29 protein-coding genes and 1 tRNA gene are annotated in these 25,126 nt (G+C 69.2%); 18 read left to right on the forward strand and 12 right to left on the reverse strand.

All coding sequences use genetic code 11. The features are described 5' to 3' along the window. Positions 1-208: 208 nt before the first annotated feature. Positions 209-2,089, forward strand: a complete 1,881-nt coding sequence (locus tag AC0685_RS11285; protein ID WP_478225403.1) for a DNA/RNA helicase domain-containing protein — start codon at positions 209-211, stop codon at positions 2,087-2,089. Positions 2,090-2,203: 114 nt separating this feature from the next. Here AC0685_RS11285 and AC0685_RS11290 read toward each other — a convergent pair. Next, a tRNA-Arg gene (locus tag AC0685_RS11290) sits at positions 2,204-2,276 on the reverse strand. A gap of 370 nt (positions 2,277-2,646) precedes the next feature. Here AC0685_RS11290 and AC0685_RS11295 point away from each other — a divergent pair. From AC0685_RS11295 to AC0685_RS11325, 7 genes are all read left to right on the forward strand, one after another. Further along, positions 2,647-3,300, forward strand: a complete 654-nt coding sequence (locus AC0685_RS11295; protein ID WP_005155565.1) for a response regulator — start codon at positions 2,647-2,649, stop codon at positions 3,298-3,300. Continuing rightward, complete coding sequence (locus tag AC0685_RS11300) at positions 3,300-3,914, forward strand: trimeric intracellular cation channel family protein (RefSeq protein ID WP_478225404.1); 615 nt, start codon at positions 3,300-3,302, stop codon at positions 3,912-3,914. Before AC0685_RS11295 ends, AC0685_RS11300 begins: the two co-directional genes overlap by 1 nt. An 85-nt stretch (positions 3,915-3,999) precedes the next feature. Further along, the gene (locus tag AC0685_RS11305; RefSeq protein ID WP_478225405.1) at positions 4,000-4,692 is read left to right on the forward strand and encodes a response regulator transcription factor; all 693 of its coding nucleotides are present in this window, start codon (positions 4,000-4,002) and stop codon (positions 4,690-4,692) included. Beyond that, on the forward strand, positions 4,689-6,113 hold the full coding sequence (locus AC0685_RS11310) for a HAMP domain-containing sensor histidine kinase (RefSeq protein WP_340686904.1): 1,425 nt from the start codon (positions 4,689-4,691) through the stop codon (positions 6,111-6,113). The genes AC0685_RS11305 and AC0685_RS11310 overlap by 4 nt, the downstream gene beginning before the upstream one ends. A 22-nt stretch (positions 6,114-6,135) precedes the next feature. Beyond that, positions 6,136-6,642: a signal peptidase II gene (gene lspA, locus AC0685_RS11315; protein ID WP_340686905.1), complete on the forward strand. Its 507-nt coding sequence runs from the start codon at positions 6,136-6,138 to the stop codon at positions 6,640-6,642. Between the two features lie 365 nt (positions 6,643-7,007). Next, positions 7,008-7,808, forward strand: coding sequence for a DeoR/GlpR family DNA-binding transcription regulator (locus AC0685_RS11320; RefSeq protein WP_478225406.1), 801 nt, complete (start codon positions 7,008-7,010; stop codon positions 7,806-7,808). A 117-nt stretch (positions 7,809-7,925) separates the two neighbouring features. After that, positions 7,926-9,344, forward strand: a complete 1,419-nt coding sequence (locus AC0685_RS11325) for a S1C family serine protease (protein WP_478225407.1) — start codon at positions 7,926-7,928, stop codon at positions 9,342-9,344. 569 nt (positions 9,345-9,913) lie between these two features. Here the strand turns inward: AC0685_RS11325 and AC0685_RS11330 are convergent. From AC0685_RS11330 to AC0685_RS11350, 5 genes are read right to left on the reverse strand one after another with little or no spacing between them, the layout of a single operon-like run. Continuing rightward, complete coding sequence (locus AC0685_RS11330) at positions 9,914-10,321, reverse strand: hypothetical protein (RefSeq protein ID WP_478225408.1); 408 nt, start codon at positions 10,319-10,321, stop codon at positions 9,914-9,916. Then, entirely contained in the window at positions 10,318-11,385 is a 1,068-nt protein-coding gene (locus AC0685_RS11335; protein ID WP_478225409.1) for a molybdopterin-dependent oxidoreductase, read from the reverse strand. The genes AC0685_RS11330 and AC0685_RS11335 overlap by 4 nt, the downstream gene beginning before the upstream one ends. Next, positions 11,382-11,990, reverse strand: a complete 609-nt coding sequence (locus AC0685_RS11340) for a methyltransferase domain-containing protein (protein ID WP_478225410.1) — start codon at positions 11,988-11,990, stop codon at positions 11,382-11,384. The genes AC0685_RS11335 and AC0685_RS11340 overlap by 4 nt, the downstream gene beginning before the upstream one ends. Next, positions 11,987-12,631, reverse strand: a complete 645-nt coding sequence (locus AC0685_RS11345; protein WP_478225411.1) for a TIGR04282 family arsenosugar biosynthesis glycosyltransferase — start codon at positions 12,629-12,631, stop codon at positions 11,987-11,989. Before AC0685_RS11345 ends, AC0685_RS11340 begins: the two co-directional genes overlap by 4 nt. Continuing rightward, positions 12,628-13,284: a glycosyltransferase family 2 protein gene (locus tag AC0685_RS11350; protein ID WP_478225412.1), complete on the reverse strand. Its 657-nt coding sequence runs from the start codon at positions 13,282-13,284 to the stop codon at positions 12,628-12,630. Before AC0685_RS11350 ends, AC0685_RS11345 begins: the two co-directional genes overlap by 4 nt. A 131-nt stretch (positions 13,285-13,415) precedes the next feature. Here AC0685_RS11350 and AC0685_RS11355 point away from each other — a divergent pair, with 131 nt between their 5' ends. The 4 genes from AC0685_RS11355 to AC0685_RS11370 all read left to right on the forward strand — a co-directional run bounded on the left by AC0685_RS11355 (position 13,416) and on the right by AC0685_RS11370 (position 17,920). After that, on the forward strand, positions 13,416-14,768 hold the full coding sequence (locus tag AC0685_RS11355) for a hypothetical protein (RefSeq protein WP_478225413.1): 1,353 nt from the start codon (positions 13,416-13,418) through the stop codon (positions 14,766-14,768). Positions 14,769-14,954: 186 nt separating this feature from the next. Continuing rightward, entirely contained in the window at positions 14,955-15,653 is a 699-nt protein-coding gene (locus tag AC0685_RS11360) for a response regulator transcription factor (protein ID WP_478225414.1), read from the forward strand. Then, positions 15,650-16,699: a sensor histidine kinase gene (locus AC0685_RS11365; protein ID WP_340686916.1), complete on the forward strand. Its 1,050-nt coding sequence runs from the start codon at positions 15,650-15,652 to the stop codon at positions 16,697-16,699. The genes AC0685_RS11360 and AC0685_RS11365 overlap by 4 nt, the downstream gene beginning before the upstream one ends. Positions 16,700-16,753: 54 nt before the next feature. Further along, positions 16,754-17,920 (forward strand): serine hydrolase domain-containing protein, encoded by a 1,167-nt coding sequence (locus AC0685_RS11370; RefSeq protein ID WP_478225415.1) that lies wholly within the window; start codon positions 16,754-16,756, stop codon positions 17,918-17,920. A 1-nt stretch (position 17,921) separates the two neighbouring features. On the opposite strand, the gene AC0685_RS11375 is transcribed toward AC0685_RS11370, so the two are convergent. Continuing rightward, entirely contained in the window at positions 17,922-18,725 is an 804-nt protein-coding gene (locus AC0685_RS11375) for an MBL fold metallo-hydrolase (RefSeq protein WP_340686918.1), read from the reverse strand. Between the two features lie 71 nt (positions 18,726-18,796). Further along, positions 18,797-19,858 (reverse strand): NAD-dependent epimerase/dehydratase family protein, encoded by a 1,062-nt coding sequence (locus AC0685_RS11380; RefSeq protein ID WP_478225416.1) that lies wholly within the window; start codon positions 19,856-19,858, stop codon positions 18,797-18,799. 122 nt (positions 19,859-19,980) lie between these two features. On the opposite strand from AC0685_RS11380, the gene AC0685_RS11385 reads away from it, so the two are divergent. Beyond that, positions 19,981-20,481 (forward strand): MogA/MoaB family molybdenum cofactor biosynthesis protein, encoded by a 501-nt coding sequence (locus AC0685_RS11385; RefSeq protein WP_005155592.1) that lies wholly within the window; start codon positions 19,981-19,983, stop codon positions 20,479-20,481. Here the strand turns inward: AC0685_RS11385 and AC0685_RS11390 are convergent. Continuing rightward, entirely contained in the window at positions 20,478-20,756 is a 279-nt protein-coding gene (locus AC0685_RS11390; RefSeq protein WP_039921525.1) for an Rv0909 family putative TA system antitoxin, read from the reverse strand. The genes AC0685_RS11385 and AC0685_RS11390 overlap by 4 nt on opposite strands. A 55-nt stretch (positions 20,757-20,811) precedes the next feature. On the opposite strand from AC0685_RS11390, the gene AC0685_RS11395 reads away from it, so the two are divergent. After that, positions 20,812-20,985 carry a hypothetical protein gene (locus tag AC0685_RS11395; protein WP_478225417.1) on the forward strand — a complete coding sequence of 58 codons (174 nt, stop codon included), beginning with the start codon at positions 20,812-20,814 and terminating at the stop codon, positions 20,983-20,985. Between the two features lie 6 nt (positions 20,986-20,991). On the opposite strand, the gene mscL is transcribed toward AC0685_RS11395, so the two are convergent. From mscL to AC0685_RS11410, 3 genes are all read right to left on the reverse strand, one after another. Next, positions 20,992-21,396, reverse strand: a complete 405-nt coding sequence (gene mscL, locus AC0685_RS11400; RefSeq protein ID WP_478225418.1) for a large-conductance mechanosensitive channel protein MscL — start codon at positions 21,394-21,396, stop codon at positions 20,992-20,994. Positions 21,397-21,489: 93 nt separating this feature from the next. Further along, on the reverse strand, positions 21,490-22,131 hold the full coding sequence (locus AC0685_RS11405; RefSeq protein WP_478225419.1) for an SAF domain-containing protein: 642 nt from the start codon (positions 22,129-22,131) through the stop codon (positions 21,490-21,492). 116 nt (positions 22,132-22,247) lie between these two features. Continuing rightward, the gene (locus AC0685_RS11410; RefSeq protein ID WP_478225420.1) at positions 22,248-22,547 is read right to left on the reverse strand and encodes an FmdB family zinc ribbon protein; all 300 of its coding nucleotides are present in this window, start codon (positions 22,545-22,547) and stop codon (positions 22,248-22,250) included. 233 nt (positions 22,548-22,780) lie between these two features. Here AC0685_RS11410 and AC0685_RS11415 point away from each other — a divergent pair, with 233 nt between their 5' ends. From AC0685_RS11415 to AC0685_RS11430, 4 genes are read left to right on the forward strand one after another with little or no spacing between them, the layout of a single operon-like run. After that, positions 22,781-22,927: a hypothetical protein gene (locus AC0685_RS11415; RefSeq protein ID WP_478225421.1), complete on the forward strand. Its 147-nt coding sequence runs from the start codon at positions 22,781-22,783 to the stop codon at positions 22,925-22,927. Next, complete coding sequence (locus AC0685_RS11420; RefSeq protein WP_478225422.1) at positions 22,924-23,088, forward strand: hypothetical protein; 165 nt, start codon at positions 22,924-22,926, stop codon at positions 23,086-23,088. Before AC0685_RS11415 ends, AC0685_RS11420 begins: the two co-directional genes overlap by 4 nt. Before the next feature lie 54 nt (positions 23,089-23,142). Continuing rightward, complete coding sequence (locus AC0685_RS11425) at positions 23,143-24,375, forward strand: sensor histidine kinase (protein WP_478225423.1); 1,233 nt, start codon at positions 23,143-23,145, stop codon at positions 24,373-24,375. Further along, positions 24,372-25,016, forward strand: a complete 645-nt coding sequence (locus AC0685_RS11430) for a response regulator (protein ID WP_478225424.1) — start codon at positions 24,372-24,374, stop codon at positions 25,014-25,016. The genes AC0685_RS11425 and AC0685_RS11430 overlap by 4 nt, the downstream gene beginning before the upstream one ends. The last annotated feature ends 110 nt before the right edge of the window (positions 25,017-25,126 follow it).

Below are 25,126 nucleotides of genomic sequence, written 5' to 3' on the forward strand. Positions count from 1 at the left end.
CGTTCCCGTCCAGGTTAGTGGATCGCTGTCCCCGCTGCGGTTCACCGGGCCGGGGAGCGTTTCAGCTACAGATGGTTCGCACGACGCGCCAGCAGGCATCTCTACCCCCTGTTCGAGGCCAGGTCGTAGCTCACTAGTGTGAGCGCGCACGCTGGACTCTGACTAAGAGTGACTACGCGACGCTGCCTCGGGGGAGGACGTTTTGCCGGTGAGGAAGACCGCTGCCGAACTGCGGGTGGCGCTGGGCGAGGAAAGTTTCATAGCGACGCTCGCGATACATGCCAGGGTTGGCTACAGCGCTTCGACGAGGAGCGGTGAAGTCGGTTCGTGGCGGCGCAGTCTCCCGGTCCTCGCGGAGACTCTTTGTGGCATCGGGCTGGAGCATGTCGAAGTGTTTCTCGAGTATCGGCTCCCGTTCAGTCCCAAGCGAGTCGACGCGATTCTGTGTGGCGTGCATCCGGAGACGGGGCAACCGTCGTACGTACTGGTGGAACTGAAGCAATGGCGTCACATGGAGTTGGTGGGCGACGGGCTGGTCAAGACGTCGGATGACGATCCGCAGCCCGTCTTGCATCCGTCTGAACAGGTTCGGCGTTACTGTCGTCAGCTCCTTGACTTCACGCCTCAATTCGCGCGTGCGCCGCGACTGGTGAAGGGCATCGCCTATCTTCACGACGCCGTCTACGATCCGACCTGGAGAATGGACAAAACCAGTGCCGATGGTTTGGGTCGGCTCTTCGCGGCTGACACGAAGAAGGACCTGGCCAACTACCTCTGTTCCCTTCTTGACACTGACGCCGGTGCGGCCGCTGGTGCGCGAGATGCGGCGAACGCCCTCCTCTCTGCTCGGCACACCCCGGCTCGGAACCTGCTGACGACCGCTGCCGGAACCCTTGAAAAACGGGACGAGTTCGTCCTTCTCGACGAACAGCAGGTTGCCTACCAGTCGGTAATGGACGCTCTTGACGAGGCGGATTCCAAGGGGTCCTCAGGGGCTGAGAAGAAGGTGGTCGTCGTCAGTGGCGGCCCGGGTTCCGGGAAGAGCGCGATAGCGATAACCCTTCTTGCCAGCCTTGCTCGTCGTAGCAGGCGGGTCCTGCATGCGACAGGCTCGAAGGCGTTTACGGAGACGCTGCGAGCGACGGTTGCCGGAATCGATGATCGTCTCGAGGAGATGTTCAAGTATTTCAACCAATTCGGTTCGGATCGCGAGAACTCATTGGATGTGCTGCTCTGTGACGAGGCGCACCGGGTCCGTGGGCTTCCCGAACGTCCTCGTGCACGAGGACGAGAACAGATCGACCAGCTCATCGACGTGGCCAAGGTTCCCGTCTTCCTGCTCGACGAGCATCAGGTCGTGCGTCCCGGCGAGGTCGGCACCAGGAAGTACATCGTCGACATCGCGAACCTCAAAGGTCACGAGGTTCTCGACATCCGCCTCGACGGGCAGTTCCGGTGTGGCGGGTCGGACAAGTTCGACGAGTGGGTCACGCGCCTCATGTTTCTGAGCCCCGAGGAGCCGATCGTCTGGTCCGACCTGGTCCAGGGAAGCGATGACGAGTATGTGGTCGATGCGGCGGAGTCGCCTCAAGAACTTGAATCATGGCTCCGTCAGCAGTCGAACATGCGTGGTGGAAGCGCGAGGATGACGGCGGGGTTCTGCTGGGACTGGAGCGACCCCATCGAAGTCGACGGTACACGTCGTCTGGTTGACGACGTGAAGATCGATGAGTGGTCGCGACCGTGGAACGCCAAGCCCAAAGCGCCCGTTCCAGGTGTTCCGTCGTCGTCATTGTGGGCCTCCGACCCACGTGGTTTCGGTCAAGTCGGCTGTATTTACAGCGCCCAGGGTTTCGAATACGACTGGGCAGGCGTGATCTTTGGCGATGACCTGGTGATTCGTGACAGGCGATGGGTCTCGAACAGGAGGCCTTTGAAAGATCAGGCGGTGAAGAACGCCAAGGAGAGGGATTTCGACCGTTTGGTGCGGAACACGTACAAGGTGCTGCTGACTCGGGGAATGCAGGGAGTGTGCCTTTATTCGAAAGACCCGGCGACGAACCGGATACTTCGTAAATACGCGCGCTGAGCGCTCGCCGTCGTCGATCCAAGAGCGACTGGCAGGTTCGAGATCCGGGTGACCATGCCACGGCGGGTCTCAAGATCCGTTCCGGCCAGTGAGATCTCCGTGGGGTACTCGAAGTGCCCCCGGCAGGATTCGAACCTGCGACACCCGCTTTAGGAGAGCGGTGCTCTATCCCCTGAGCTACGAGGGCATGTACTGCCACGCGCAGCTTACCGTGTAGCCACGCGAGGGAGCACAGGAGGGCGTCGTCACATCGGAGCGCGCCAGCGGCCAGCCCGGTGAAAGCCCCGAATGCCCCGAACGGCGGTTGCCCAACAGGCCGCGAGAGAGCATGCGGCCGGACAGCGACACTGGCCGCCTAGTGACACTCGACCTGCGGATCTGCCCAGGAGCAGCCACACTCTCCAGCAGCAAACCAGGGTCTGAATCGAGCGCTAGATCGACACAGATGACCCGCGCGGGTCACTCGTACGTGTCTGGTTTCGAAACCCTGAACAACAGTAGGTAATCTTCGTTAACGGGACGCGAGACGCCGCTCCCCCGGCTGCCGGAGGGCTTCGTTGATCAAGCTCATGTTCGCCGACGACGAGGAACTGGTCCGTTCGGGCCTGCGTGCCATGATGTCGGGCGCTGCCGATATCGAGATCGTGGGCGAGGCGAGCGACGGGAGATCAGCGGTCGAGGTCGCCCGGCGGTACCACCCTGACGTCGCGTTGCTCGACATCAAGATGCGGGCGCCTGACGACGGTATTCGCGCGCTGAGGGCCATCCTCGCCCTGCCGGATCCGCCGACCGTCGCCATGTTGACCACGTTCGACATCGACGACTACGTCAGTCTCGCGCTCAGGCTCGGGGCCAACGGCTTCCTCCTCAAGGATATCGACCCGGCGGCGCTGCTCAGGGCTGTTCGCGACCTCGCGAGGGGTGGCGCGGTGCTGGATCCGGGGGTCGCGGCGCGCATGGTCCAGTCGCATCGGGACGAGCAGCGGGCCGCGCAGCCGGCGCGCAAGCTGCTCGCGTCGCTGTCCGAGCGGGAGCGCGAGGTCGTCGGGCTGATCGGGCAGGGGCTGTCCAACGCGGAGATCGGCGGACGCCTGCACCTGTCCGAGGCCACGGTCAAGGGCTACGTCTCGGCCGTCCTGTCCAAGATCGGCGCGGCGAACCGGGTGCAGGCCGCGCTGCTGGCGTACCGCGGTGGCCTGCTCGACCAGTAATGATCCTCACCGCGCTCGAGTTCCTCGGCTTGATCGCGTTCGCCGCTTCGGGTGCGCTCGCGGCGGTGCGGTCCAGGTTGGACGTCTTCGGAGTCGTGGTCGTCGGGTTGACGACCGCGCTCGGCGGCGGGGTCATCCGTGACGTCCTGCTCGGGATCACGCCGCCCACGACCCTGCGGACCTGGCCCTATCTCGCGGTCTGCGGCGGGACGGCGCTGGTCGTGTTCGTCTTCCATCCGCAGATCGCGAAGCTGCGGCGCGCCGTGCTGCTCGCGGACGCGCTCGGGCTCGGGGTGTTCGCGACGGCGGGGACCACCATCGCGTTGAACGCGGGCGCCACTCCCTACGCGGCGTGCTTGATCGGCATGACGACGGGTATCGGAGGCGGCGCCGTGCGTGATCTTCTCCTGCGGGAAATCCCGCTCGTGCTGCGGAAGGAGATCTACGCGGTCGCGGCGCTCGCGGGGGCCGTACTCGTCGCGATCGGTCACTCTCTGCGACTGCCGCCGGGGGCGGTGACGGTGGTGGCAGCCGCCGCCGTGGTGGGGGTCCGGATGCTCGCTTTGTGGCGGAGATGGAACGCACCCGTTGCGAAAGGGCCCGAGACCGGCTGAAACGTCATCTGGACCGCCGGATTTCCTTTGTTGGTTCTGTGTGTGTTCTTAGGCGAGTCTCAGCACTCTGCGTAAGACTGTCGTCATGCGCATCCTCGTAGTGGACGACGACAGGGCCGTCCGTGAATCACTCAGGCGATCCCTTGAGTTCAACGGGTACCAGGTGGAACTGGCCGGGGACGGCGCGCAGGCCTTGGAAGCGATCATCGCCAACAGACCCGACGCGATGGTCCTCGACGTCATGATGCCGCGGCTCGACGGCCTCGAGGTCGCCCGGCGGCTGCGGAGTACCGGAGACGACCTTCCGATTCTCGTCCTCACCGCGCGGGACACCGTTTCCGACCGGGTGTCCGGCCTCGACGCCGGCGCGGACGACTACCTGCCGAAGCCCTTCGCGCTCGAAGAGCTTCTCGCGCGCCTTCGCGCGCTTCTGCGCCGGGCGATCCCGGATCCGCAGGCCGGACAGAACGCCGAGGCCCTCTCGTTCGCGGACCTCACCTTGGACCCGGGGACGCGTGAGGTGCGCCGGGCTGGGCGGGAGATCAGTCTCACGAGGACCGAATTCGCCCTGCTGGAGCTGTTCCTCTCCTACCCGAAGCACGTTCTGACCCGCAGCCGGATCCTGGAGGAAGTGTGGGGATACGACTTCCCGACGTCGGGCAACGCGCTGGAGGTCTACGTCGGTTATTTGCGCCGAAAGACCGAGGCTGGGAGCGAACCGAGGCTGATCCACACGGTGCGGGGAGTGGGCTACGTCCTGAGGGAAACCCCGCCGTGACGGAGCCGGTCCCGGTCGTCGACGTGTCCGAAAAGGATCCACGCGGCGACCGCTGGGGCACGCGGCGCTTCTCGCTCCGCGGCCGGGTGACGCTGCTCGCGGCCGCTTCGGTGGCGGGTGCGGTGGCGCTGGTGTCGCTCGGCGCGTACCTCGTCGTGCGCGACAACCTCTACCAGCAGGTGGACGACAACCTGCTCGCCCGCGCGCAGGCCGCGGTCGATTCGCCGCAGGTGCAGACCGAACTGCAGCAGGTGCCCGGCGCCTTCCTCGCCAGCGCGGACCTGCAGATCGGGCAGCTGACGGTCGGGGAGAAGGTCCGGCTGACCTATCCGCAGTCCGGGAGCCGCCCGCCGTACGGCGAGGACGAGATCGCGGTCGCCTCCGGGGACAAGGCCTTCTCCCTGCGCACCGACCCGAGGACCGACAGCCGCGTCGTCGCCCTCCCGCAGGGGGACGGCCAGGCGATGGTGCTCGCCCAGTCGCTCGGGCCGACGAAGCGCACCCTGAACGAGCTTTCGGTGGTCCTGTTCCTGATCGGCGGCGCCGGGATCCTGGTCGCCGCGGCCGCGGGAACGGCCGTCGCGAGAGCGGGCCTGCGGCCGGTCGACAGACTCACGTCGGCGGCGGAACGCGTCGCCACCACGGGTGATCTGCGGCCGATCCCGGTCAGCGGCGACGACGAACTCGCCCGCCTCACCCAGAGTTTCAACACGATGCTGGGCACGGTCGCCGAATCGCAGGAGCGGCAACGGCAACTCGTCGCCGACGCCGGCCACGAACTCCGCACCCCGCTGACGTCGCTCCGCACCAACCTGGAGCTGCTCCTGTCCGCGAGCAGGCCCGGCGCGCGGACGCTGTCCGACGAGGACCGCAGCGACATCGAGGCCGACATCCGCGGCCAGCTCGACGAGCTGACCCAGCTGATCGGCGACCTCGTCGAACTGGCGCGCCAGGACGAGCCGCGGATCGAGCACGAGCGGGTCGAGATGGTCGACGTCGTCGAGCGCGCGCTGGACAGGGCACGCCGCCGCGCGGGCGAGATCGAGTTCGACGTCTCGCTCCAGCCATGGGTGCTGACCGGCGACACGAGCGCGCTGGAGCGCGCGGTGCTGAACCTGCTGGACAACGCGGTGAAGTTCTCGCCGGAAGGATCGACGGTCGGGGTCCGGCTGTACCCGGTCGGCGACGGCACCGCGGTGCTCGAAGTCGAGGACTCGGGGCCGGGGATCGCCGACGAGGACCTGCCGAAGGTGTTCGACCGCTTCTACCGCTCGTCGGAGGCGCGGACGCTGCCCGGTTCCGGGCTCGGGCTGGCCATCGTCCAGCACGCGGCGCAGCGGCACGGCGGCGACGTCTACGCGGGGCGCGCGTCCACCGGTGGCGCTCTGATGACCTTGCGGCTCCCGGGAGCCCCGGCCTGACGGGTGATTACGCTGACGGGTGATGAGCACCGAGAACGCGCCTGAGATGCCGCCCCGCCGTCTGCTGTGGACACTGCTGGTGGCCGCGGTGCTGCTGGCCGCCGACCAGCTGACCAAATGGTGGGCCGTCGACGCCCTCACCGGCCACGCGCCGATCCCGGTGATCGGCGACTTCATCCGGTTCCGGCTGCTCTACAACCCGGGCGCGGCGTTCTCGCTGGGCGCGAACTCCACCTGGATCTTCGCGATCCTGGCCGCGGCCGCGGTGGTCGCGTTGCTGTGGATCTCCCGCAAGGTCCGCTCGGCGGGCTGGGCGATCTCGCTCGGGCTGCTGCTCGGTGGCGCGACGACGCATCTGGGCGACCGTTTGTTCCGCGAGCCCGGTTTCGCGCGTGGCCACGTCGTCGACTTCATCGACTACAACGGCTGGTTCGTCGGGAACGTCGCCGATATCGCGCTGTTCTTCGGCGCCGTCTCGCTTTTCGTGCTGAGTTTCCGCGGCGTCCCGATCGAAGGCGTCAAGGAATAACGCGACAGAACTCGTTCCCTTCCGGATCGGCGAGTACGCGCGCCCAAGGCGACGAGCCGTTCGACGTCGTCTCCTGTCAGGTCCAGGTGCACCCGGTTCTTGGCGACCTTGGATTCGGGAACCCGATTGAAGAAGAGCCGCGGTCCCGACGCTGCTTCGACCAGTACCGAAGGATCGTCTTCGGGGCCCGAAAACTCCAGTGAACGAAGGCGATCAAGCTCTTCTTCGTCATAGGGTGCGACTTCGTAGCCGTCGAGCGCGGTCGCCCGGAAACGGGCGAGCGAAGCCGGATGACGGCAGGCGGCTCCTCGTCGCGCCATGTTTGATCGTGTAGGATTTTGTGTAGTTGATCCAGGGAGGCTTTCGTGCTCGCGCGGCAACGGCAGGCGGTGATCCTCGAGGAGGCGCGCCGGACCGGGGCGGTCCGGGTCAGCGATCTCGTCGCGAGGCTCGGCGTCTCCGATATGACGGTGCGCCGCGACCTCGACGTGCTCGCCGGCCGCGGACTGGTCGAGAAGGTCTACGGCGGCGCCACCTCCGTCGCCGGCAAGAGCACCGACGAGCCCGGATTCGAGGCCAAGTCCGTGCGCCAGCGCGCGCAGAAGGAGGCCATCGCCGCCCTCGCCGCCGGGCTGGTCCGGCCGGGCACCGCGATCGGCATCTCCGCGGGCACCACCACGTGGACGCTGGCCAGGGCGCTCGACGAGATCCCGGGCCTGACGATCGTCACGAACTCCATCCAGGTCGCCGACGTGCTGCGCGGCGTGAACCGGCCGGATCGCACGGTGGTCCTCACCGGCGGCGTCCGCACCCCGTCGGACGCGCTGGTCGGTCCGGTCGCCGTGCAGAGCCTGCGGTCGCTGCACCTGGACGTCGTCTTCCTCGGCGTGCACGGGATGGCCGAGGGCCCGGGGTTCACGACGCCGAATCTCACCGAGTCCGAGACCGACCGCGCGCTGGTCGAAGCGGGCCGCAAGCTGGTCGTGCTGGCCGACCACACCAAATGGGGCATCGTCGGCATCTCCACGATCGCCGGGCTCGAAGAGGCCGACGTCGTCGTCTCGGACGACGGTTTGCCCGACAAGGCAAGGGAAACGCTCACCGAGCAGGCGGGTGAGCTGATGATCGCCGAAACGGCGGAGACGGCTGAGGCCGAAGAAGCGTGAAACGCCCGGCCGGGAGACGCGAACAGGCTGCGCGCCACCCGCTGCCGGGGCCATACTCATGTCCGATGCACAGCTTTGGCTCAGGAACTTCTCAGGACCATCCCGCAAGGTGAAGACATGACCGAGAACGACCCCAGCGGCCAGGACGCCGAGAAGGCGCGGCCCGCCGGCGCTCAGCCGGACGCGGAGCCGAGCGCGAGCTGGGCGGCCCAACCCGCGCCGCAGCAGCCTGACGCGACCGGCCTCGGCGGCCATGCCACTCCGCACACCGGAGCGCAGCAGGCCTACACCCCGGAACAGCAGCAGTACAACCCGTGGTCTCCCCAGGCGCAGTCTCAGGAACACCAGACGCAGGGTCACTACGCCCAGGGACACCAGGTGCCGGGCCAGCAGACGCCGTTCACCCAGCAGGGTCCGTCGGTGTACGCGGTCCCGCAGCAGCGGCAGGCGCAGAAGTCCACGTCGGGCAAGCTGCTCGCCGGTGTCGCGGCGATCGCGCTGGTCGTCGGCGGCGTCGCGGGCGGCACGGTCGGCTACCTGACCGGTGACGCGTCCGGCGGCTCTTCCGTGAACGCGCTCGACGCACCGAAGCCCGCCCAGCAGACGGGCAATCTGCCCGCCGGTTCGGTCGAAGCGGTGGCACAGAAGCTTTCGCCGAGCGTGGTCGAGCTCCAGGTGTCGGGGCGCTCGGGCGCGGGCGAGGGTTCCGGTTTCGTGCTCAGTACCGACGGCTACGTGCTGACCAACAACCACGTCGTCGAGGTCGCCGCCGGTGGCGGGCAGATCCAGGCGGTGTTCCAGGACGGCAAGAAGGGCACGGCGACCGTCGTCGGCCGTGACCCCACGACGGATATCGCCGTGGTGAAGGTCAGCGGTGTCAGCGGCCTGACCCCGGTGGAACTCGGCCGCTCCGACGACCTGCGCGTCGGGCAGCCGGTGGTCGCCATCGGTTCGCCGTTCGAACTGACGGGCACGGTCACCTCGGGCATCGTCAGCGCGCTGAACCGGCCGGTGAGCGCCGGCGGCAACGGCGACCAGACCACGGTGATGTCGGCGGTGCAGACCGACGCGGCGATCAACCCCGGTAACTCCGGTGGTCCGCTCGCGAACATGGCGGGCCAGGTCATCGGCATCAACTCGGCGATCTACAGCCCGAAGTCCGCGCAGGGCCAGGGCGGCGAGAGCGGCGGCAACGTCGGCATCGGCTTCGCGATCCCGATCGACCAGGCGCGCCGCACGGCCGACGACATCATCAACACCGGCCAGGCGACGCAGACCTTCATCGGCGCGCGAGTGCAGACGGCGCCGACCGGCGGAGCGCAGCTCGGTGAGATCTCGCCGGGCAGCCCGGCGGAGAAGGCGGGCCTCAAATCCGGTGACGTCGTGACGAAGCTGGACGACCGGCCGATCCCCAACGCGGACGCGCTCGTCGCCGAGATCCGCACCCGGGCGCCGAACGACAAGGTGAAGTTCACGCTCAGCGGGGACAAGGTCATCGAGGTGACCCTCGGCGGGCAGCCCGTCACCCCGAACTAGCCCATCCAGAGACGCTCGGCCGCAGTGCGCGGCCGAGACCAGCTCCGGCTCGAACCCCCAGCGGGCCGGACCCGAAGAGGCCACGCGCGACCGGCTGCCAATCCCGGTCGCGCGTGGCCCTTTTCTAGGGAGAAGAAGAGCGAACGTGTCAGGTTCGTGGGCGGGGCCGGCGGTGGGCCGAAGCGCCCTTCGCCGCGTCCGATGCAGCGAAAGAAGCCTTCGACTGAGGCAGGTGCGTGGCCAGCTGAGCCTCCGACGAGCGCAGGAGGCCTTCGTGACATGGTTCCGGACTGGCCATGGGAGCCGATCGTGGCCCGAGTGTCCACAAAGGACACTTTCGCGTGATGAAATGTCTGGTTTATGGCTAGATGTGCGGTTCTTGATGGGGGGTCGTGAGTGGCAATGACGGTTAGAACGCTCATTGCCACTCACGACCCCCGCGCAAAGTGATCAAAATGGACACTGTTACCCGACTGGAGTCCCTTGTGGACGATCAAGAGCACGCCAGGCTCCGGGCGGCCTACTTCGCCACTGACTCGATCACGCCACCTTTGACTTTCGACCCGATATCACGCCTTCCGCCGGACCAGCGCGGCCACGAGTACGCCGAGCCAGACGACCGCCAGGGTGACGAGCAGACCGGTGACGGTGTCGGCGTCATGCAGGCCCGGGTTCCGAGCGCCACCGAAAGGACGCCACAGCAATGGGAACGCGAGCAACGTCAGCACACCGGTGAGCACCGCGCCCGTCTTGACCGGGGTCTTCCAGCGTTCCGGGAGGAACCTGCTCAGCGCGAATCCCACGGCCCCGACCAGCGGCGCGATCAGCAGATCGTGCGCCAGGGGACCGCCGACGAGCCACCCGAGTGTCCCGAAGACGTCCGGGCGCAGCGGGAACGCGTACTCGGCGAACAGCACGGCGCCCCACGCGAGCGCGGCGAGGCCGGGCAAGAACAGCAGTAGCCGCAACGTCTTCACAGCGTCTCCAAGCGGGTGACCCATTTCGTCTGCAGGACGCCCGGCCGGTTCGGGGCGATGATCCGGCACGGGAAGCCGTGGTCGGCGTCGAGCACTTCACCGTTGAGTTCCAGTGCCAGCAGGGTGAGTTCGTCCGCGGTGTGCTCGCCGGGGAGATCGCTGATCCCGTACGGCCCCGCCTTCTCCAGGGAGAACACGCGGACCGGCGTGCCCGGTGTGCTTCCGGCGTGCCGCAGCAGTTCCGGCAGCGAGACCCCGCTCCAGTGCGCGGACTCACTCCATCCCTCGACGCACGCGATCGGCAGCTCGGCCGAAGTCCTCGGGAGGGCTCGGAGCTGTTCCAGCGAATAGGTCTTCGTGCCGTTCGGGGTCACCACAGAAAGCCGCCAGCCTGGGTCGTTCGCCGTGTCCAGGACGCCTGCCGCCGCGGCGGTCCGGTTCACCGGCAGCCCTTGTGGCCCCTTGTTGCTCCGCCACGACAGACCGGAAACGCCGCGCAGCAACGGAACCGTGGCCCCGGCCGTCGCGACGACGCCGACTCCCGCGGCCAGCCAGGTCGTGCGGAGGAAGGCGCGCCGTGAGGGTTCCGGCTTCCGAGTGAGTGAGCGGCGGACGATGGGGAGCTTCACCGCGATGTGCACCAGGATCGAGCCGATCGCCACCCACGCCACCGCGTAGTGCAGCTGCGGGAAGTAGAAGTTCCACGGATAGTTCTGCGCGACGTTGAACAGGCCGGTGGCGAGCTCGAAGAAGGCGGCCGCGGAAAGCACCAGGATCGACAGGCGTTCGAGCGCGTGCGGCAGCGAGCGGATCACCGGCCGCCCGAACAGTTTCGGGTAGACGCTCCAGAGTTTGGCCAGCAGCAAGGGAATCGACGCGATACCGGAGAGCACATGCGTGCCCTGCGTGACCCGGTACAGCCAGACCGGGCGGCTCGGCCAGCCGAACCACGACGGCGGATGCTGGACGAGATGGCTGAGCAGGCCGGTGACGAAGCACAGCGTGAACGTGACGGCGAGCGCGAGCCCGATCCGCGACGTCACCCGTTCCGAAGGTGTGTTCATGCTTTCTCCAGGCAGGCGAACCAGCGATGGCCGTGGCTGGTGGACCACGCGACGCGGAACGCCGTGCGGGCGGCGAGGTCCGCGATCGCCTCGACGCCGACCCACGCCCAGGTGAACCAGGCGCCGTTGTCGGGACGGAGGCGGACTCGGTCCTGGCGAAGGCCGCGGCCGGGTGGGTCGAGTTCGACGAGTACCGTCCCGCCGTCGGTGATCAGTTCCGCCATCCGCGCGAGCAGGCGGTGCGGGTCGCCGCCGATGCCGATGTTTCCGTCGGCGAGCAGGACATGCCGCCAGCGCCCTTCGCCGGGGAGCCGGTCGAACACGTCCCGGTGGAGCGCGGCGGCGCCACGGGCGTGGGTGAGCCGCACGGCGGTGGCCGAGATGTCGACGCCGAGCGAGGCGACGCCGCGTTCGGTCAGCGCGGCGGTGAGCCTGCCGGGCCCGCAGCCGACGTCGAGGGTCGGGCCGTCACAGGCGTCGAGGAGAACGTCGTCGCCTTCGCAGGGGATGGCCGTCCAGCGGTCGACCGGCAGATCGACGCGTTCGCCGGTCGCCAGTTCCAGCCAGCAGCGGTGGCCGAGCAGGCCGCGGTCGAAGGCGGTCACCGGACTTCGGCCACCGCTCGGGCGAACCGGCCGTGCGGAGCCGCCGCCGCGACCCGGCGCGCGTCCGCGAAAGTGTCCACATCGGACAGTGTGGGCAGGGCGCCGGGGCGGAGGCCGATGCCGGCCAGTGCGCGCAGGGTCTGACGTCCGGTGTCGTCACGCGACATCGGCACCCCGGCGAGAGCCTTGGCGTGCGAAGGATCCTTGAGCCCGAGCGCCCACCAGCCGCCGTCCTCGGCGGGCCCGAGGACGGAATCCCCGGGCCGGTCCGCGGCTTCGGCCAGGAGCGCCGGGGTGACCTGCGGGGTGTCCATCCCGATCTGCAGCACCGGTTCCCCGGGACGGGGCGCGTCGGCGTGGGCGTTGACGAGCCGCAGGTCGAAACCTTCCCCGCGTTGGGCGATCACCTCCGTTTTCCGGAGTATCGCGGCGATCTCCGTGCCGCGGGCGGCCTTGCCGAGTTCGCCGGTCATGGCGACGACCACGCGTGCGTCCGGCGTTCGGAGGGCGGCGTCGAGGGTGTCGAGCAGTGAGGCGGCCGCGATCTCGGCGGCCTGCTCCGGCGTCGCGGGCGGGCACAGCCGCGTCTTCGCGAAACCGGGCACGGGCGCCTTGGCGACGATCAACAGGCAGAAGGTCATCGGCTCAGCACCCGCCCGAAATCCCGCGCGGCGCGGAACGTTCCCCGCAGCGAGCCGGAGACCTTCGACTTCGTGCCCTTGGCACGTTCGCCGTAGGACACGTCGAACTCGGCGACCCGCCATCCCGCGCGCCTCGCCTTGATCAGCAGTTCGAGCGGGTAACCGAAGGCGCGATCGGTGACGCCGAGATCGAGGAGCGCCTGCCGCCGGACGGCTCGTAGCGGCGCGATGTCGCGGACCGGCAATCCCTTGTATCGCAAGAGCGACGAGATCACGGCGTTGCCCGCTCTCGCGTGCCACGGCCAGACACCGGGACCGCTGGGCATCCGCCGCCCGACCGTCAGCTCGGCGTCGGCGAGGCCACCGACCAGCATCGGCAGTTCCGCGAGGTCGAGGGAACCGTCGGCGTCGGCGAAACAGACGACGTCCGCCGTGGCCGCCTCCAGCCCGGTGTGCACAGCGGCGCCGTAACCGCGCCGGGGTTCGTGGACGACCTTCGCCCCGAGCCCGGCCGCGATTCCGGCGGAACCGTCCGTGGAACCGTTGTCGACCACGATCGCCCGATACCGCTCGGGCAGGGCCGCCAGCACGCCGGGAAGGGCACCGGCCTCGTCGAGACACGGGAGCACGACGTCAACCTGGTCATCGTTCACGCAACGCACGTTAAGTCCGGGATGGAGGGATCAGAACCCTTGTGCTGCTTACCGAATTCTGACGTCGGCGAAGTTCTTACCGAGTTCTGACGGACCGCGGCACCGGGCCGTCGGAGGCCGAAAACGCGGTTATGGTGCCGGTGATGTCCACAGTCACCGCCCCTTCCCGCACCGGCCGCCGGGCCGATCTGATCGCCGTGGGGCTGGCGATGCTCGTGGTCGCCGCCGCCATCGCGGTCGGTCTCCACTACAACCGTCCCGGTTCCGGCGTGGTGATCTACGCCTTCGCGCCGCCGTTGTTCGGGCTGTGGCTGCCGCATGTGGGGCCGGGTTCGGTGGCCGCGGTCGTGCTCGCGCTCCTGGTCGTCACCAAAGGTCCCTTGCTCGCCGCCCGGCTGCGGTGGCGTCCGCTGCTCGCGCTCGGCTACGTGACCGCGCTGGCGTGGACGTTCTCGCTGGCGATGATCGACGGGTGGACGCGCGGGTTCACCGGCAGGCTCACCACGGAACACGAGTACCTGCACGAGGTCCCGGGGATCACCGACATCCCGAAGATGCTGGACGAGTTCTCCTCGCGCATCCTGGATTTCCAGCCGGATTCGTGGACGACGCACGTCTCCGGGCATCCGCCGGGCGCCACGCTGGTCTTCGTCTGGCTCGACCGGCTCGGTCTGCAGGGCGGCGCGTGGGCCTCGACGGTCGTCGTGCTGGTCGGCTGTCTCGCGGTGGTCGCGGTGCCGGTGACGCTCTCCGCGCTGGGCAGGCAGGACGCCGCGAGGACCGTCCTGCCGTTCGCCGTCCTGACGCCGGGCGCGATCTGGATCGGCGTGTCCGCGGACGGTCTCTTCGCGGGTGTCACGGCGACCGGGATCGCGCTCCTGGCGCTCGCCACGCGACGGCGGATCCTCGCGCTCCCCGGCGGTCTGCTGCTCGGGTTCGGGCTCTTCCTCTCCTACGGTCTCGTGCTGCTCGGCCTGATCGTGCTCGCCGTCGTCGTGCTGACCCGCGAGTGGCGGATCCTGCTTCTCGCCACGGCGGGGGTCGCCGCGGTCGTCGTGGCGTTCGCGCTGGCCGGGTTCTGGTGGATCGACGGCTATCACCTGGTGGTCGAGCGCTACTACCAGGGAATCGCGACGCTGCGTCCGTACTCCTACTGGGTGTGGGCGGATATCGCGGCGGTGCTGATCGCGCTCGGCCCGGCCGTGATCGCCGGGACGCGGCGGGCGGGCGCGGAGTTCCTCGCCGAGCCGAAACGGTCGTTCCGCGAGCCGGTCACGCTGATCGTGGCGGCCGCGGCGCTGGCGATCGCTTTCGCCGACCTGTCCGGCCTGTCGAAGGCGGAGGTCGAACGCATCTGGCTACCGTTCGCGGTGTGGCTGCTGCCCGCGGTGGCGCTGCTGCCGCCGAAGGGACGGCGGTGGTGGCTCGCCGCGTCGGCGGCCACGGCGCTGGTGGTGAACCATCTGGTGCTGACGAGCTGGTGAGTACCTGTTGGCGGAGCTGCGACGAATCCGGAAAGGTGACAATACGCGTGAACCCGCCCGGCCGAAGGCCCCGCTACCGCGGTGGCAGGGCGCCCTTGCAACCCGACGTGAGTCGCTCGACCGGGCAGCGTCCTGCCGACGTCGATCGCGGCCGCGGGTTCACTGACAGACGATGAGGTGGGCTGCATGACAGAGCAAGGACGGGTGCTCGTCGTCGACGACGACGAGACCGTGCGGGACGTCGTCCGGCGATACCTGGAGGTCGCGGGCTTCGAAGTCGACGTCGCCGGGGACGGCACCGAGGGGCTCCGGCTGTTCTCCGCGACCGGGCCGGATCTCGTGGTCCTCGACGTCATGATGCCCGGGCTCAACGGGCTGGAGGTCTGCCGCCGCCTGCGGCAGGTGAGCCAGGTGCCGGTCGTGATGCTGACCGCGCTCGGCGAGGAGGAGAACCGGATCGCCGGGCTCCAGCTCGGCGCCGACGACTACGTCACGAAACCGTTCAGCCCCAAGGAACTCGCGTTGCGCGTGGCGTCGGTCCTGCGACGGGCACGGATGCCGCGGCCCGAACCGGCGGCGCGCGTGATCACCGACGGCGACCTCGCGTTGCAGATGACCGCGCGGCAGGCGGCCCTCGGTGGCGTGGAACTTCCCCTGACGAGCCGGGAATTCGATCTGCTCGCGTTCTTCCTCACCCATCCCGGCGTGGCGTTCTCCCGCGCCGATCTGCTGGAGAAGGTCTGGGGCTGGGACTTCGGCGATCAGTCCACCGTGACCGTCCACGTGAGACGGTTGCGGGAGAAGATCGAGAAGAACCCGGCGAAACCCGTCCGTGTCGCCACCGTGTGGGGCGTCGGCTACCGGTACGACCCGGTGCGGCGATGATCGGCTCCGGTGAGTCGTTCGGCGAGATGCTGGCGCACGCCTGGCATATCCTGCCGTTCGCGCTGATGTTCGCGCTGCCGGTGATGCTGCTCGGCGGGCTGGCGCTGTACCTGCTCCGGCGCGGCTCGCTGGCCAGCACGATGACGATCCTCGTGCTGATCCCGGTGCTCGCGACGCTGATCGCCGTGCTCGGGATCAGCGGGTTCATGTTCACCCCCGCGCTGACCACGATGACGCTGGTCTGTGTGCTGGTCGCGCTGGTGACCGTGCCGGCGGCGCTCGTGCTCGGCCGCGCGATCGCGCGCCGCAGCGTATGGGAGCGGGAGGCGCGGGAACGGGAGCGCGCGGCCGAGGCGTCGCGGCGCGAACTGGTCGCGTGGATCAGCCACGACCTGCGGAGCCCGCTGGCCGGGATCCAGGCGATGGCCGAGGCCGTCGCGGACGGCGTCGTCGCCGACCCGATCGAGGTCACCGGCTACGCGCGGCGGATCAGCGGTGAGACCACGCGGCTGTCCGGCATGGTCGGCGACCTGTTCGAACTGTCGCGGATCACCGCGGGCGCGCTGCGGCTGACCATGGCCGCCGTGCCGTTGCGTGACGTCGTGAGCGACGCCGTCGCCGCGCAAGCGCCGCTCGCCGAGCAGAAACGCGTGCGGATGATCGAATACGCCGAAGTGTGGCCGGTCGTCTCCGGCAGCGACCCGGAACTGGCGCGGATCGTGCGCAACCTCGTGTCCAACGCCGTACGGCACACGCCGCCGGACGGGACGGTCGCGGTCCAGATCGGCATCGACGGCGGCGAGGCGCTGCTCGCGGTCTCCGACGGCTGCGGCGGGATCCCCGAGGACGAGATCGGCCGGGTCTTCGACGTCGCGTTCCGCGGGACGACGGCGCGCACCCCCGAGCGCGGTGGGCTGGCGAGTGGCGGCGGGCTCGGGCTCGCGATCGCGAAAGGCCTCGTCGAAGCCCATCGCGGTCGCATCGGCGTCCGGAACGACGGCCCCGGCTGCCGGTTCGAGGTCCGGCTTCCGCTCGCCATGCCCTGACCGTGTCAGCGGCGTGTCACCGCGGTGTCAGCGCGGGAGGCGATCGTTGCCGCCATGACGACTTCAGCGAAGCGATTCTTCCGACGGGCCGGGATCACCGCGGTGGCGGCCGCACTGCTGGCCGGGGTGACACCCGGTGTGGCCGCCGCGGACAAAGGACGGGACCGGCCGGATCTGCGGGCGATGGCCGAGCAGATCGCCGCCTCCGGTTTCGCCGGGACACAGCTGCGGGTGCACGACGCGCGGGGCGACTGGACCGGCAGCGCCGGGGTGCGTGAGCTGGGCTCGGCCGCCAAGCCGCCGACGAACGGGCGGTTCCGGATCGGCAGCAACACCAAGACCTTCGTGTCCACGGTCGTCCTGCAGCTGGTGGGGGAGGGCAAGGTGGGCCTGGACGCGCCGGTGGCCGGGTACCTGCCCGAGTTCGGCCTCGACCGGCGGATCACGGTGCGGATGCTGTTGCAGCACACCAGCGGCCTGTTCGACTACACCGGCGCGATGCTGCCCGACGGCACGATCGTGCCGGGAATCCCCTTGACCGGTAAGGAGTTCCTGGACAACCGGTTCCACACCTACCGGCCGGAGGAACTGGTGCGCTTCGGGCTGTCCAAGCCGCCGCTGTTCGCGCCGGGCACGGACTGGACCTACACGAACATCAACTACGTCCTGGCCGGCCTGGTGATCGAGAAGGTCTCCGGCCGCCCCTACGGCGACGAAATCCAGCGGCGGATCCTGCGGCCGCTCGGACTGCGGGACACCGTGGTGCCCGGTACCTGGCCGGGCATCCCCGGGCCGCACGCGCACGGCTACTACCGCTACGAGGAGAAGCCCGGGCAGTGGAAGACGGTCGACATCACGAACCAGAACCCGTCGTGGGCGTCCAGCGCCGGTGAGCTGATCTCGACCACGAAGGACCTCCACACGTTCTTCTCCGCGCTGCTGGGCGGAAAGCTCCTGCCGGCCCCGCTGCTCGCCGAGATGCGCAAACCGCACCCGAAGGGCGGCTACGGCCTGGGCGTGTACGTCCAGGAAGCGAGCTGCGGCACCGTCCTCAAGGGCATGGGCGGCTTCCACGGTTACGGGACGGTGATGGCCAGTACCCCCGACGGCAGCAGGACCTTCGAGCTCTCCATGACCTACGGCGACTCGGACGCCGATCTGGGGCAGGCCTACAACAAGGCGGACCGGCTGCTCACCGACAAGGTGCTCTGCGGCAAGTAGGTCAGAGCCGCAGGAACCCCATGTCCGGGAAGTGGGCCGGCGCGATGATCGCGCCGGTCTCTTCCGCTTCCGCGAGGAACCGCTGCCGGGTGCGGAGCGCGAGTTCCGGGTCGACGTCGCCGAGGAAACCCACGCGCGTGTCCGTCAGCTGCGCGGGCGTGTGCAGGACGTCGCCGAGCAGCAGCAGGCGCTCGTCGTCCGCGGTGATGTCGAGGACGTAGTGGCCGGGCGTGTGACCGGGGGCGTGCCGCGCCACGATCCCGGGGGCGATCTCGACGACGTCGCCGCTGATCGCCTCGGTCAGCCCCGCGCCGCGAGCGGTCTCCATACCGACACGGCTCCATTCGCCCGTCCCGGCGGGCGCGATCAAGGCGTCCCAGTCGAGTTGGCCGAAGACGACCTGAGCGCCGGGGAAGGTCAGGTCGCCTTCGGGGGCGATCCAGCCGATGTGGTCGTTGTGCAGGTGGGTGAGGAAGACGGTGTCGATCTCGTCGACCGGGCAGCCCGCCTTGTCCAGCGCGGCAGCGAGGTCGCCGCCGGTGCCCATCGGCGGGGTGGGGTCGCCCTTGGCGGGCGTCATCCCCGGCGGGAAGGCGAACTCGCGCGGGCCGAGGCCGGTGTCGACGAGGATCGTGCGGCCGTTGCCGCGGATCAGGTACGCGCCGGTCGGGACGTGCACGGTGCCGTCCTCGTCGAAGACGTCCGGGTGGGCTTCGGGGTCGAGACCCGGGAAGAACGCGAGCGGCAGCCTGATCAGACCGTCCCCGATCGCTTCGATCTCGATGTCTCCGACGGTGATGCCCACCAAAACCCCCAAAAAAGTCGATTCCGTTGCCGGGAACGACAACCCAGCGGGGGCCGGGTCTGTTCCCGGTTTCAGAGACCGACCGGTTCCCGCAGCTCAGCGGTGGCGAACCCGGCGATGCCTTCGGCGAAACCGGTTCGCGCGGTGAAGCCGAGCAGCTGCCGGGCGCGGGCGGGGTCGGCGACGACGTGCCGGACGTCGGCGGGCCGGGCACCCCCGGCGATCTTCGGCGCCGGTCCGCCGCAGGCCTTCGCGAGTTCCTCGGCGAGTTCGCCGACGGAGTGGGGTTGCCCGGAACAGATGTTCAACGGGGTCAGGTCACCTTCGGGCCCGTCGGTGCCCAGCGCCAGGACGTTCGCCCTCGCCACGTCGTGGACGTGCACGAAGTCGCGCTGCTGTTTCCCGTCCTCCAGCACGATCGGCGCCTCACCGCGCAGGAGTGAGGACCGGAACAGCGACGCGACGCCCGCGTACGGGGTGTTCTGCGGCATCCGCGGCCCGTAGACGTTGTGGTAGCGCAGGGCCCAGACCGTTCCGCCGGTCTGCCGGGCCCACGCGGCCGCCAGATGTTCCTGCGCGAGCTTGGTGGCCGCGTAGGTGCTTCGCGGCCGTAGGGGCGCGTCCTCGGGAACCAGCCGCCAGTCGAGTTCGGCGCCGCAAGCCGCGCACGCGGGCTCGAAGCAGCCGGCGTCCACATCGGACTGTTTCCGCGGCGACGGCGGCACGATCCCATGGATGGGGCATTCGTAGCGGCCTTCGCCGTAGACGACCATCGACGAGGCGAGCACCAGCTTCCGGACTCCGGCCTGGTGCATCGCGGCGAGCAGGACCGCGGTCCCGTAGTCGTTGTTCAACGCGTACGACGGCGCGTCGGACGGATCGACGCCGTGTCCGACGACGGCCGCCTGATGACAGACCGCGTCGACGCCGTCCAGCAGCCCGGCCACCAGGTCCGTGTCGGTGACGTCGCCACGCAGGAACCGGTGGCGGCCGGTGTACCCCGGCGGGTGCCACGAACCGTGCGCGGTGCTCAGGAGGTTGTCGAGGATCACGACCTCGTCACCTCGATCGGACAGCAGATCGGCGATGTGGGAGCCGATGAACCCGGCCCCGCCGGTTACCAGTGTTCGCACCGTTCCGACGCTAAGGGCGATCCCCGGCGGCGGCGCCGGATCGCGGGCTCACGTCAGGGAATCGTCACAACTACGCGGCACCGCTCAAGCGAAGATCAGCCGAAACCGGATACGGTGTGACCATGGAACGGAGCGCACAACGGCTGGGCCGCGCACTGGTGGTCATCGTGGACGATCGGGTCGCCCACGGCGAACACGAGGACAACACGGGACCGCTGGTCACGGAGCTGCTCGAAGAGGCCGGGTTCATCGTCGACGGCGTCGTGGTGGTCGAGGCCGAGACGGCCGCGATCCGCAACGCGCTCAACACCGCCGTGATCGGCGGTGCCGACCTGGTGATCACCGTCGGCGGCACCGGGGTCTCCCCGCGCGACCGCACTCCCGACGCGACGGCCGGTGTGCTCGACCGCCCGATCCCGGGCATCGGCGAAGCGCTCCGCGCGTCCGGCCTCGCCGCCGGCGCGGTGGACGCGGGCATCTCCCGCGGGCTCGTCGGGGTCTCCGGCAGCACGCTGGTGGTCAACCTCGCGGGTTCACGCGCGGCGGTCCGCGACGGCATGGCGACGCTCTCGTCGCTGGTGCCGTACGTGATCGACGAGCTGTCCGGGCTCGAAGAGGCCTAGTTCTTCGGGGCGGGTCCGGGTTCGGTCCCGGGCTCGCCCTTCTTGTCCTGGTGCAGCACCCCTTCCACTTTTTCGGTGACTTGGCCGATCTTGTCCTCGAACCGGCCACCGGTGACCTTGTTCGCCCCGGCCGACGCGGCCGAGACACCCTTGGCCGCGACGTCGCCCGCCTTCTCGGCCAGCGGCCCGGCCTTCTCGCGGACCTCGCCCGCGACCTCTTCCGCCTTGTGGATGGCCTGCGCGGCCAGCCCCTTCGCTTTGTCGACGATGCTCATGCGCTGATGGTCCCACCGGCGGGCGGCCCCCGCGACCGGTGCGAAAATGGACGTCATGCCAGGTGAAGACGAAGACAAGCGCCGCTGGGCGGCGGAGAAACGGCGGGTCGACGAGATCTTCGGCGCCGTCCTGCCGGACACGACCTCCGACGAGCGAGAGCCGGGGCAGCGCTCCCCGGACTCCGACTCGTGGTTCCTGGAGAACCGGCCGCCTCATCACGACCGGTGATCCGGCTCAGCTCGCGCGGTTCTGCTGCGCGCGCAGCAGGTCGCGGATCTCGGTGAGCAGCTCGACATCGGTCGGCTCCGAGGGGCCCGCCTCTTCACCGCGCTTGCGCCGCTCCTGGAGGTGCTTGACCGGCAGCACGATCACGAAGTACACGACGGCCGCCACGATCACGAAGTTGATCGCCGCGTTGATCACGCCGCCGAAGTCCATGAACGTCGAGTCGTTCGCGCTCAGGATGTTGAACCCCAGCCCCTTGGCGGCGTCCGAACCGCCGATGGCGTTGATCAGCGGTTTGATCAGGCCGTTCGTGAAGGCCGTGACGATCGCCGTGAACGCGGCGCCGATGACCACCGCGACCGCCAGGTCGACGACGTTCCCGCGCATCAGGAAGTCCTTGAAGCCCTTGATCAAGACGCTCTCCTCTTTCACCTGGGACGGTTCGCCGACCGTCCCATCTCCATACCGGGGGGACGCAGGCGCCCGCCGCCACAGGGCAGGCGCGAGCTAGCGGAGGGTAACCGTTATGGAACGTTCCAGCGAGCTGGCCGCGACTCGTGTCGCGATCGCGGACGGCAGGGAAAGCAGCACCAAAGGTCCCTTGCTCCCGGCACCGGAGGTCTTCGGGTCGCGGGTGCCCTGATCGCCCACCGCCGCCACGACGGCCGCGCTGGCCAGCACAGAAGCCTCATGCCCGGCTTCGGCGGCCGCGACGACGTCGACCCGGTGGCCAGGCCTGAGCAGCTCCGTGACCCCGGCGTCGGCGAGCCGCACCGGGACAGTTGAATTCTCGGGATCACCCGATTCGGGGATACCCGCGTCCAGCAGGCGGACGTCCGTCAGCGGTTCACCCGCCCGCGCCGCACCGACGAGCATCCGTCCCTCCACCGAGGACGGCAGGCCGGTGGCGCCCTGTGGACGGACTTCGTCCGGGAGGTCGACGAGTTTGACGTCTTCGGCACGCAGCAGCGAACCTGCCGGGAGGTCGCGGGCGGAGACGACGGTCGCGGTGCCGGGCGTGCCGCGGGCGGACGCGGGCAGGAACAGCGCGATCAGGCCGCCGAGCAGCAGGGACAGGGCGAGCCAGCGGCGGAGCAGCCGGGCGGGCCTGCCGTGGAGTCTTCGCAGGACGGGCAGATGGTGGAGCACGGGATTCCCCCTCGTCGATCGGTGATGATCTCGACGCTAGGGGCGGGCGCGCTGCCCTGGAAAGTACGAAAACCCCCGGCTGTGGATAACCGGGGGCCTGTGGACAACTCGGGACGTCAGGAAGCGGCGGCGGCCGTTTTCGTCGTACCCGTGGAGGAGGATGCGGCGCTCTTGGTCTCGGTCTTCGACTCCGACTTGGTCTCGGTCTTGGCCGGGGCCGAGGTGGTGCTGGCCTTCGAGTCACGCGAGTCGGTGCGGTAGAAACCGCTGCCCTTGAAGACCACGCCGACCGAGCTGAAGACCTTGCGAAGCGGGCCCGAGCACTGCGGGCACACGGTCAAGCTCGCGTCGGAGAACGACTGCACGGCCTCGAAAGCGTGGTCGCATTCCTTGCAGGCGTATTGGTAGGTGGGCACTGCTGCTCCTTCGTGCATTGGCACTCAGCCGACAAGAGTGCTAACGCCACACGGTACCGGGGCATTCCGACGCAGGTCAAACAAGGTTTCCCAAGGTCACATGACGACCTGGTCACGCTGTTCGTTCCGCACCTGGTCCGCGCCGGTGTGCGGTGACCCGGTCGACCGGGGCGAGTCGATCTTGACCGGCGTGGGATGTGGTGGCGCGCGATCGGATGCGGTGAGATGACGTCATGACGTCACAGGATGGGCAGGGGGAAGCGGCGGAACTGGGGCAGCTGAAAGAAGCCATGCATCCGCTGCCCGTGATCGAGCAGGCGAAGGGCATGTTCATGGTGTTGCGCACCTGGGGCCTGACGAAGCCTTCGAGGCGCTCGTGAGCATCTCGCAGCACACGAACGTGAAACTGCACGACGTGGCGGCGGTGGTGGTCGCCGCGGGGAGCGGCAGCGGGGTGTCCGGGGTTGATCCGCTCGTGTACGCACGCGTTCTCGAAGAGGTTCGGCCGTTCTTCGGCGGACTGGCTGAAGACAGTGCGTAGGGCTGGCCAACGGCGGTCACCCGCGCCGCGCCGGGAGCGGTCTACGATCCGGCCGTGACGTGGACCGACCGCGTGGACCGGTGGACGCGGACACACCCGATCGTTCTGGACGTCCTCTTCGCCGTGGCCGTCGCGGCACTGCTGGGGCCGCCGTCGCTCGGCATCCTCCTGGTGGCGGACTCCCCGGCCTGGGTGCTGTGGGTGGCGGGTCTTTGCGCATTCACGGTGCTCGTCAGCGTCGCGTTGCGGCGGTTCGCCACCGTGGCCGCGTTCATCGCCGCCGGACTCGCGATGGCGGTGACCGTCGCGCTGCCGAACACGGAGGTCCGGCCCGCGCCGCTGGGGCTGGCGAGCGCGAGCGACAGCATGGAGATCCCGCTGTTCTTCCTCCCGACGTCGGCGGCCTACCTGGTGCTCCTGTACGCCGTCGCCGCGCGCCGGCCGCGGCGCGAGAGCCTGCTCGCCCTCGGGATCAGCGTGCTCGGAGCGTTGTTGTGCACCGCTCGCACGGCGACGGCCTATGGCGCGCTCCCCGCGGGGTGGCTCACGCTGCTGCTGGCCGTTCTCGCGCTGGTCGCGGCGGTGGCGGGCACCTGGGCCGTGGGATGTTTCCGGTTCGACCGGCGGCGCCGCCTCGCCGACGAGGCCGCGGAAGCCGCCGAGCGCGCCGCGGCCGGCGAACGACAGCGCATCGCCCGCGACATGCACGACATCGTCGCCCATTCACTGGCGGTCATCGTGCGTCAGGCCGAAGGCGGCTCCGCCATCGCCTCCAAGTCACCGGACCGCGCGGCGCAGGCGCTTTCCGTCATCGCCGGGACCGCCCGCGAGGCACTGGCCGACATGCGGGACACGCTGCGGGTGTTGCGGGAGACCGAGCCGCGGCCCTCGCTCGCCGGAATCCCTGCCTTGGTGGAGCGTGTCCGCGCGACGGGCGTCGTTGTCCGGCTGGCCGAACAGGGGCGGCCCGACGCGCTGACGGCGAGCGCGGCCATGGCGGCGTACCGGCTCGTCCAGGAGGGCTTGACCAACAGCGTCAAGCACGCGGGTCCGCGCACGGCTGTCACCGTCACGATCACGCACACCCCTCATACGTCGGTGTTCGTCGTCGAGGACGACGGAGCCGGTGCCGGCGAGCGGCCGTCGCTCCCCGGCACGGGCGCCGGACTGAGCGGTGTCCGGGAACGCGTGCGAGCCGCGGGCGGTACGTTCGAGGCCGGTCCGGTCGACGGCGGTTTCAGGGTGCGCGCGGAGTTCCGCGTCGGCGAACAGGGAGTTTCGAGATGACGATCGACGTCGCGCTGGTCGACGACCAGGAACTGGTCCGGACCGGCTTGGCCATGGTCGTCGACGCGACCGACGACATCCGGATCGTCGTCCAGGCCGCCGACGGGGTGGAAGCTGTCGCGAAGCTCGCCGAGACGCGGGTCGACGTCGTCCTGATGGACGTCCAAATGCCGCGTATGGGCGGGGTCGAGGCCACTCGCTTGGTCGCCGCCCGCGAGAACGCGCCCAAGGTGATTCTGCTGACGACGTTCGACCTGGACGAGTACGCCATCGCCGGCCTGCGCGCCGGCGCGAGCGGGTTCCTGCTCAAGGACGCGTCGGCAGGCGAAGTGCTGCATGCCATCCGCGCCGTCCATGCCGGGGATGCCGTGATCGCGCGCTCCACGACCCGCCGCATGCTGGACCAGCTCGCGGTCGCACGCGAGGCTTCTCCATTGCTGAAGCGGCTCACCGCGCGCGAACGCGACGTGTTGCTGGAGATCGCGCAGGGGTACTCCAACGCCGAGACCGCCCAGCGGCTCTTCCTCTCCGAAGCCACGGTGAAAACGCACGTCGGTCATCTCCTCGCCAAGCTCGGGGTCCGTGACCGGGTGCAGGCGGTGATCTTCGCGTACGAGAACGGGCTCGTGCGTCCGAGCTGAGCCGGGACAGCCCTGTTCGCCGTCTGCAGGGATTCCGGCTGTGATTGATCCTTCATGTACTCGGGCGGGCGACAAGAACACCGGTTCCGAGTCGGTCAGGTCTCGTGAGT

The sequence above is a fragment of the Amycolatopsis sp. NPDC043889 genome (assembly GCF_056435645.1).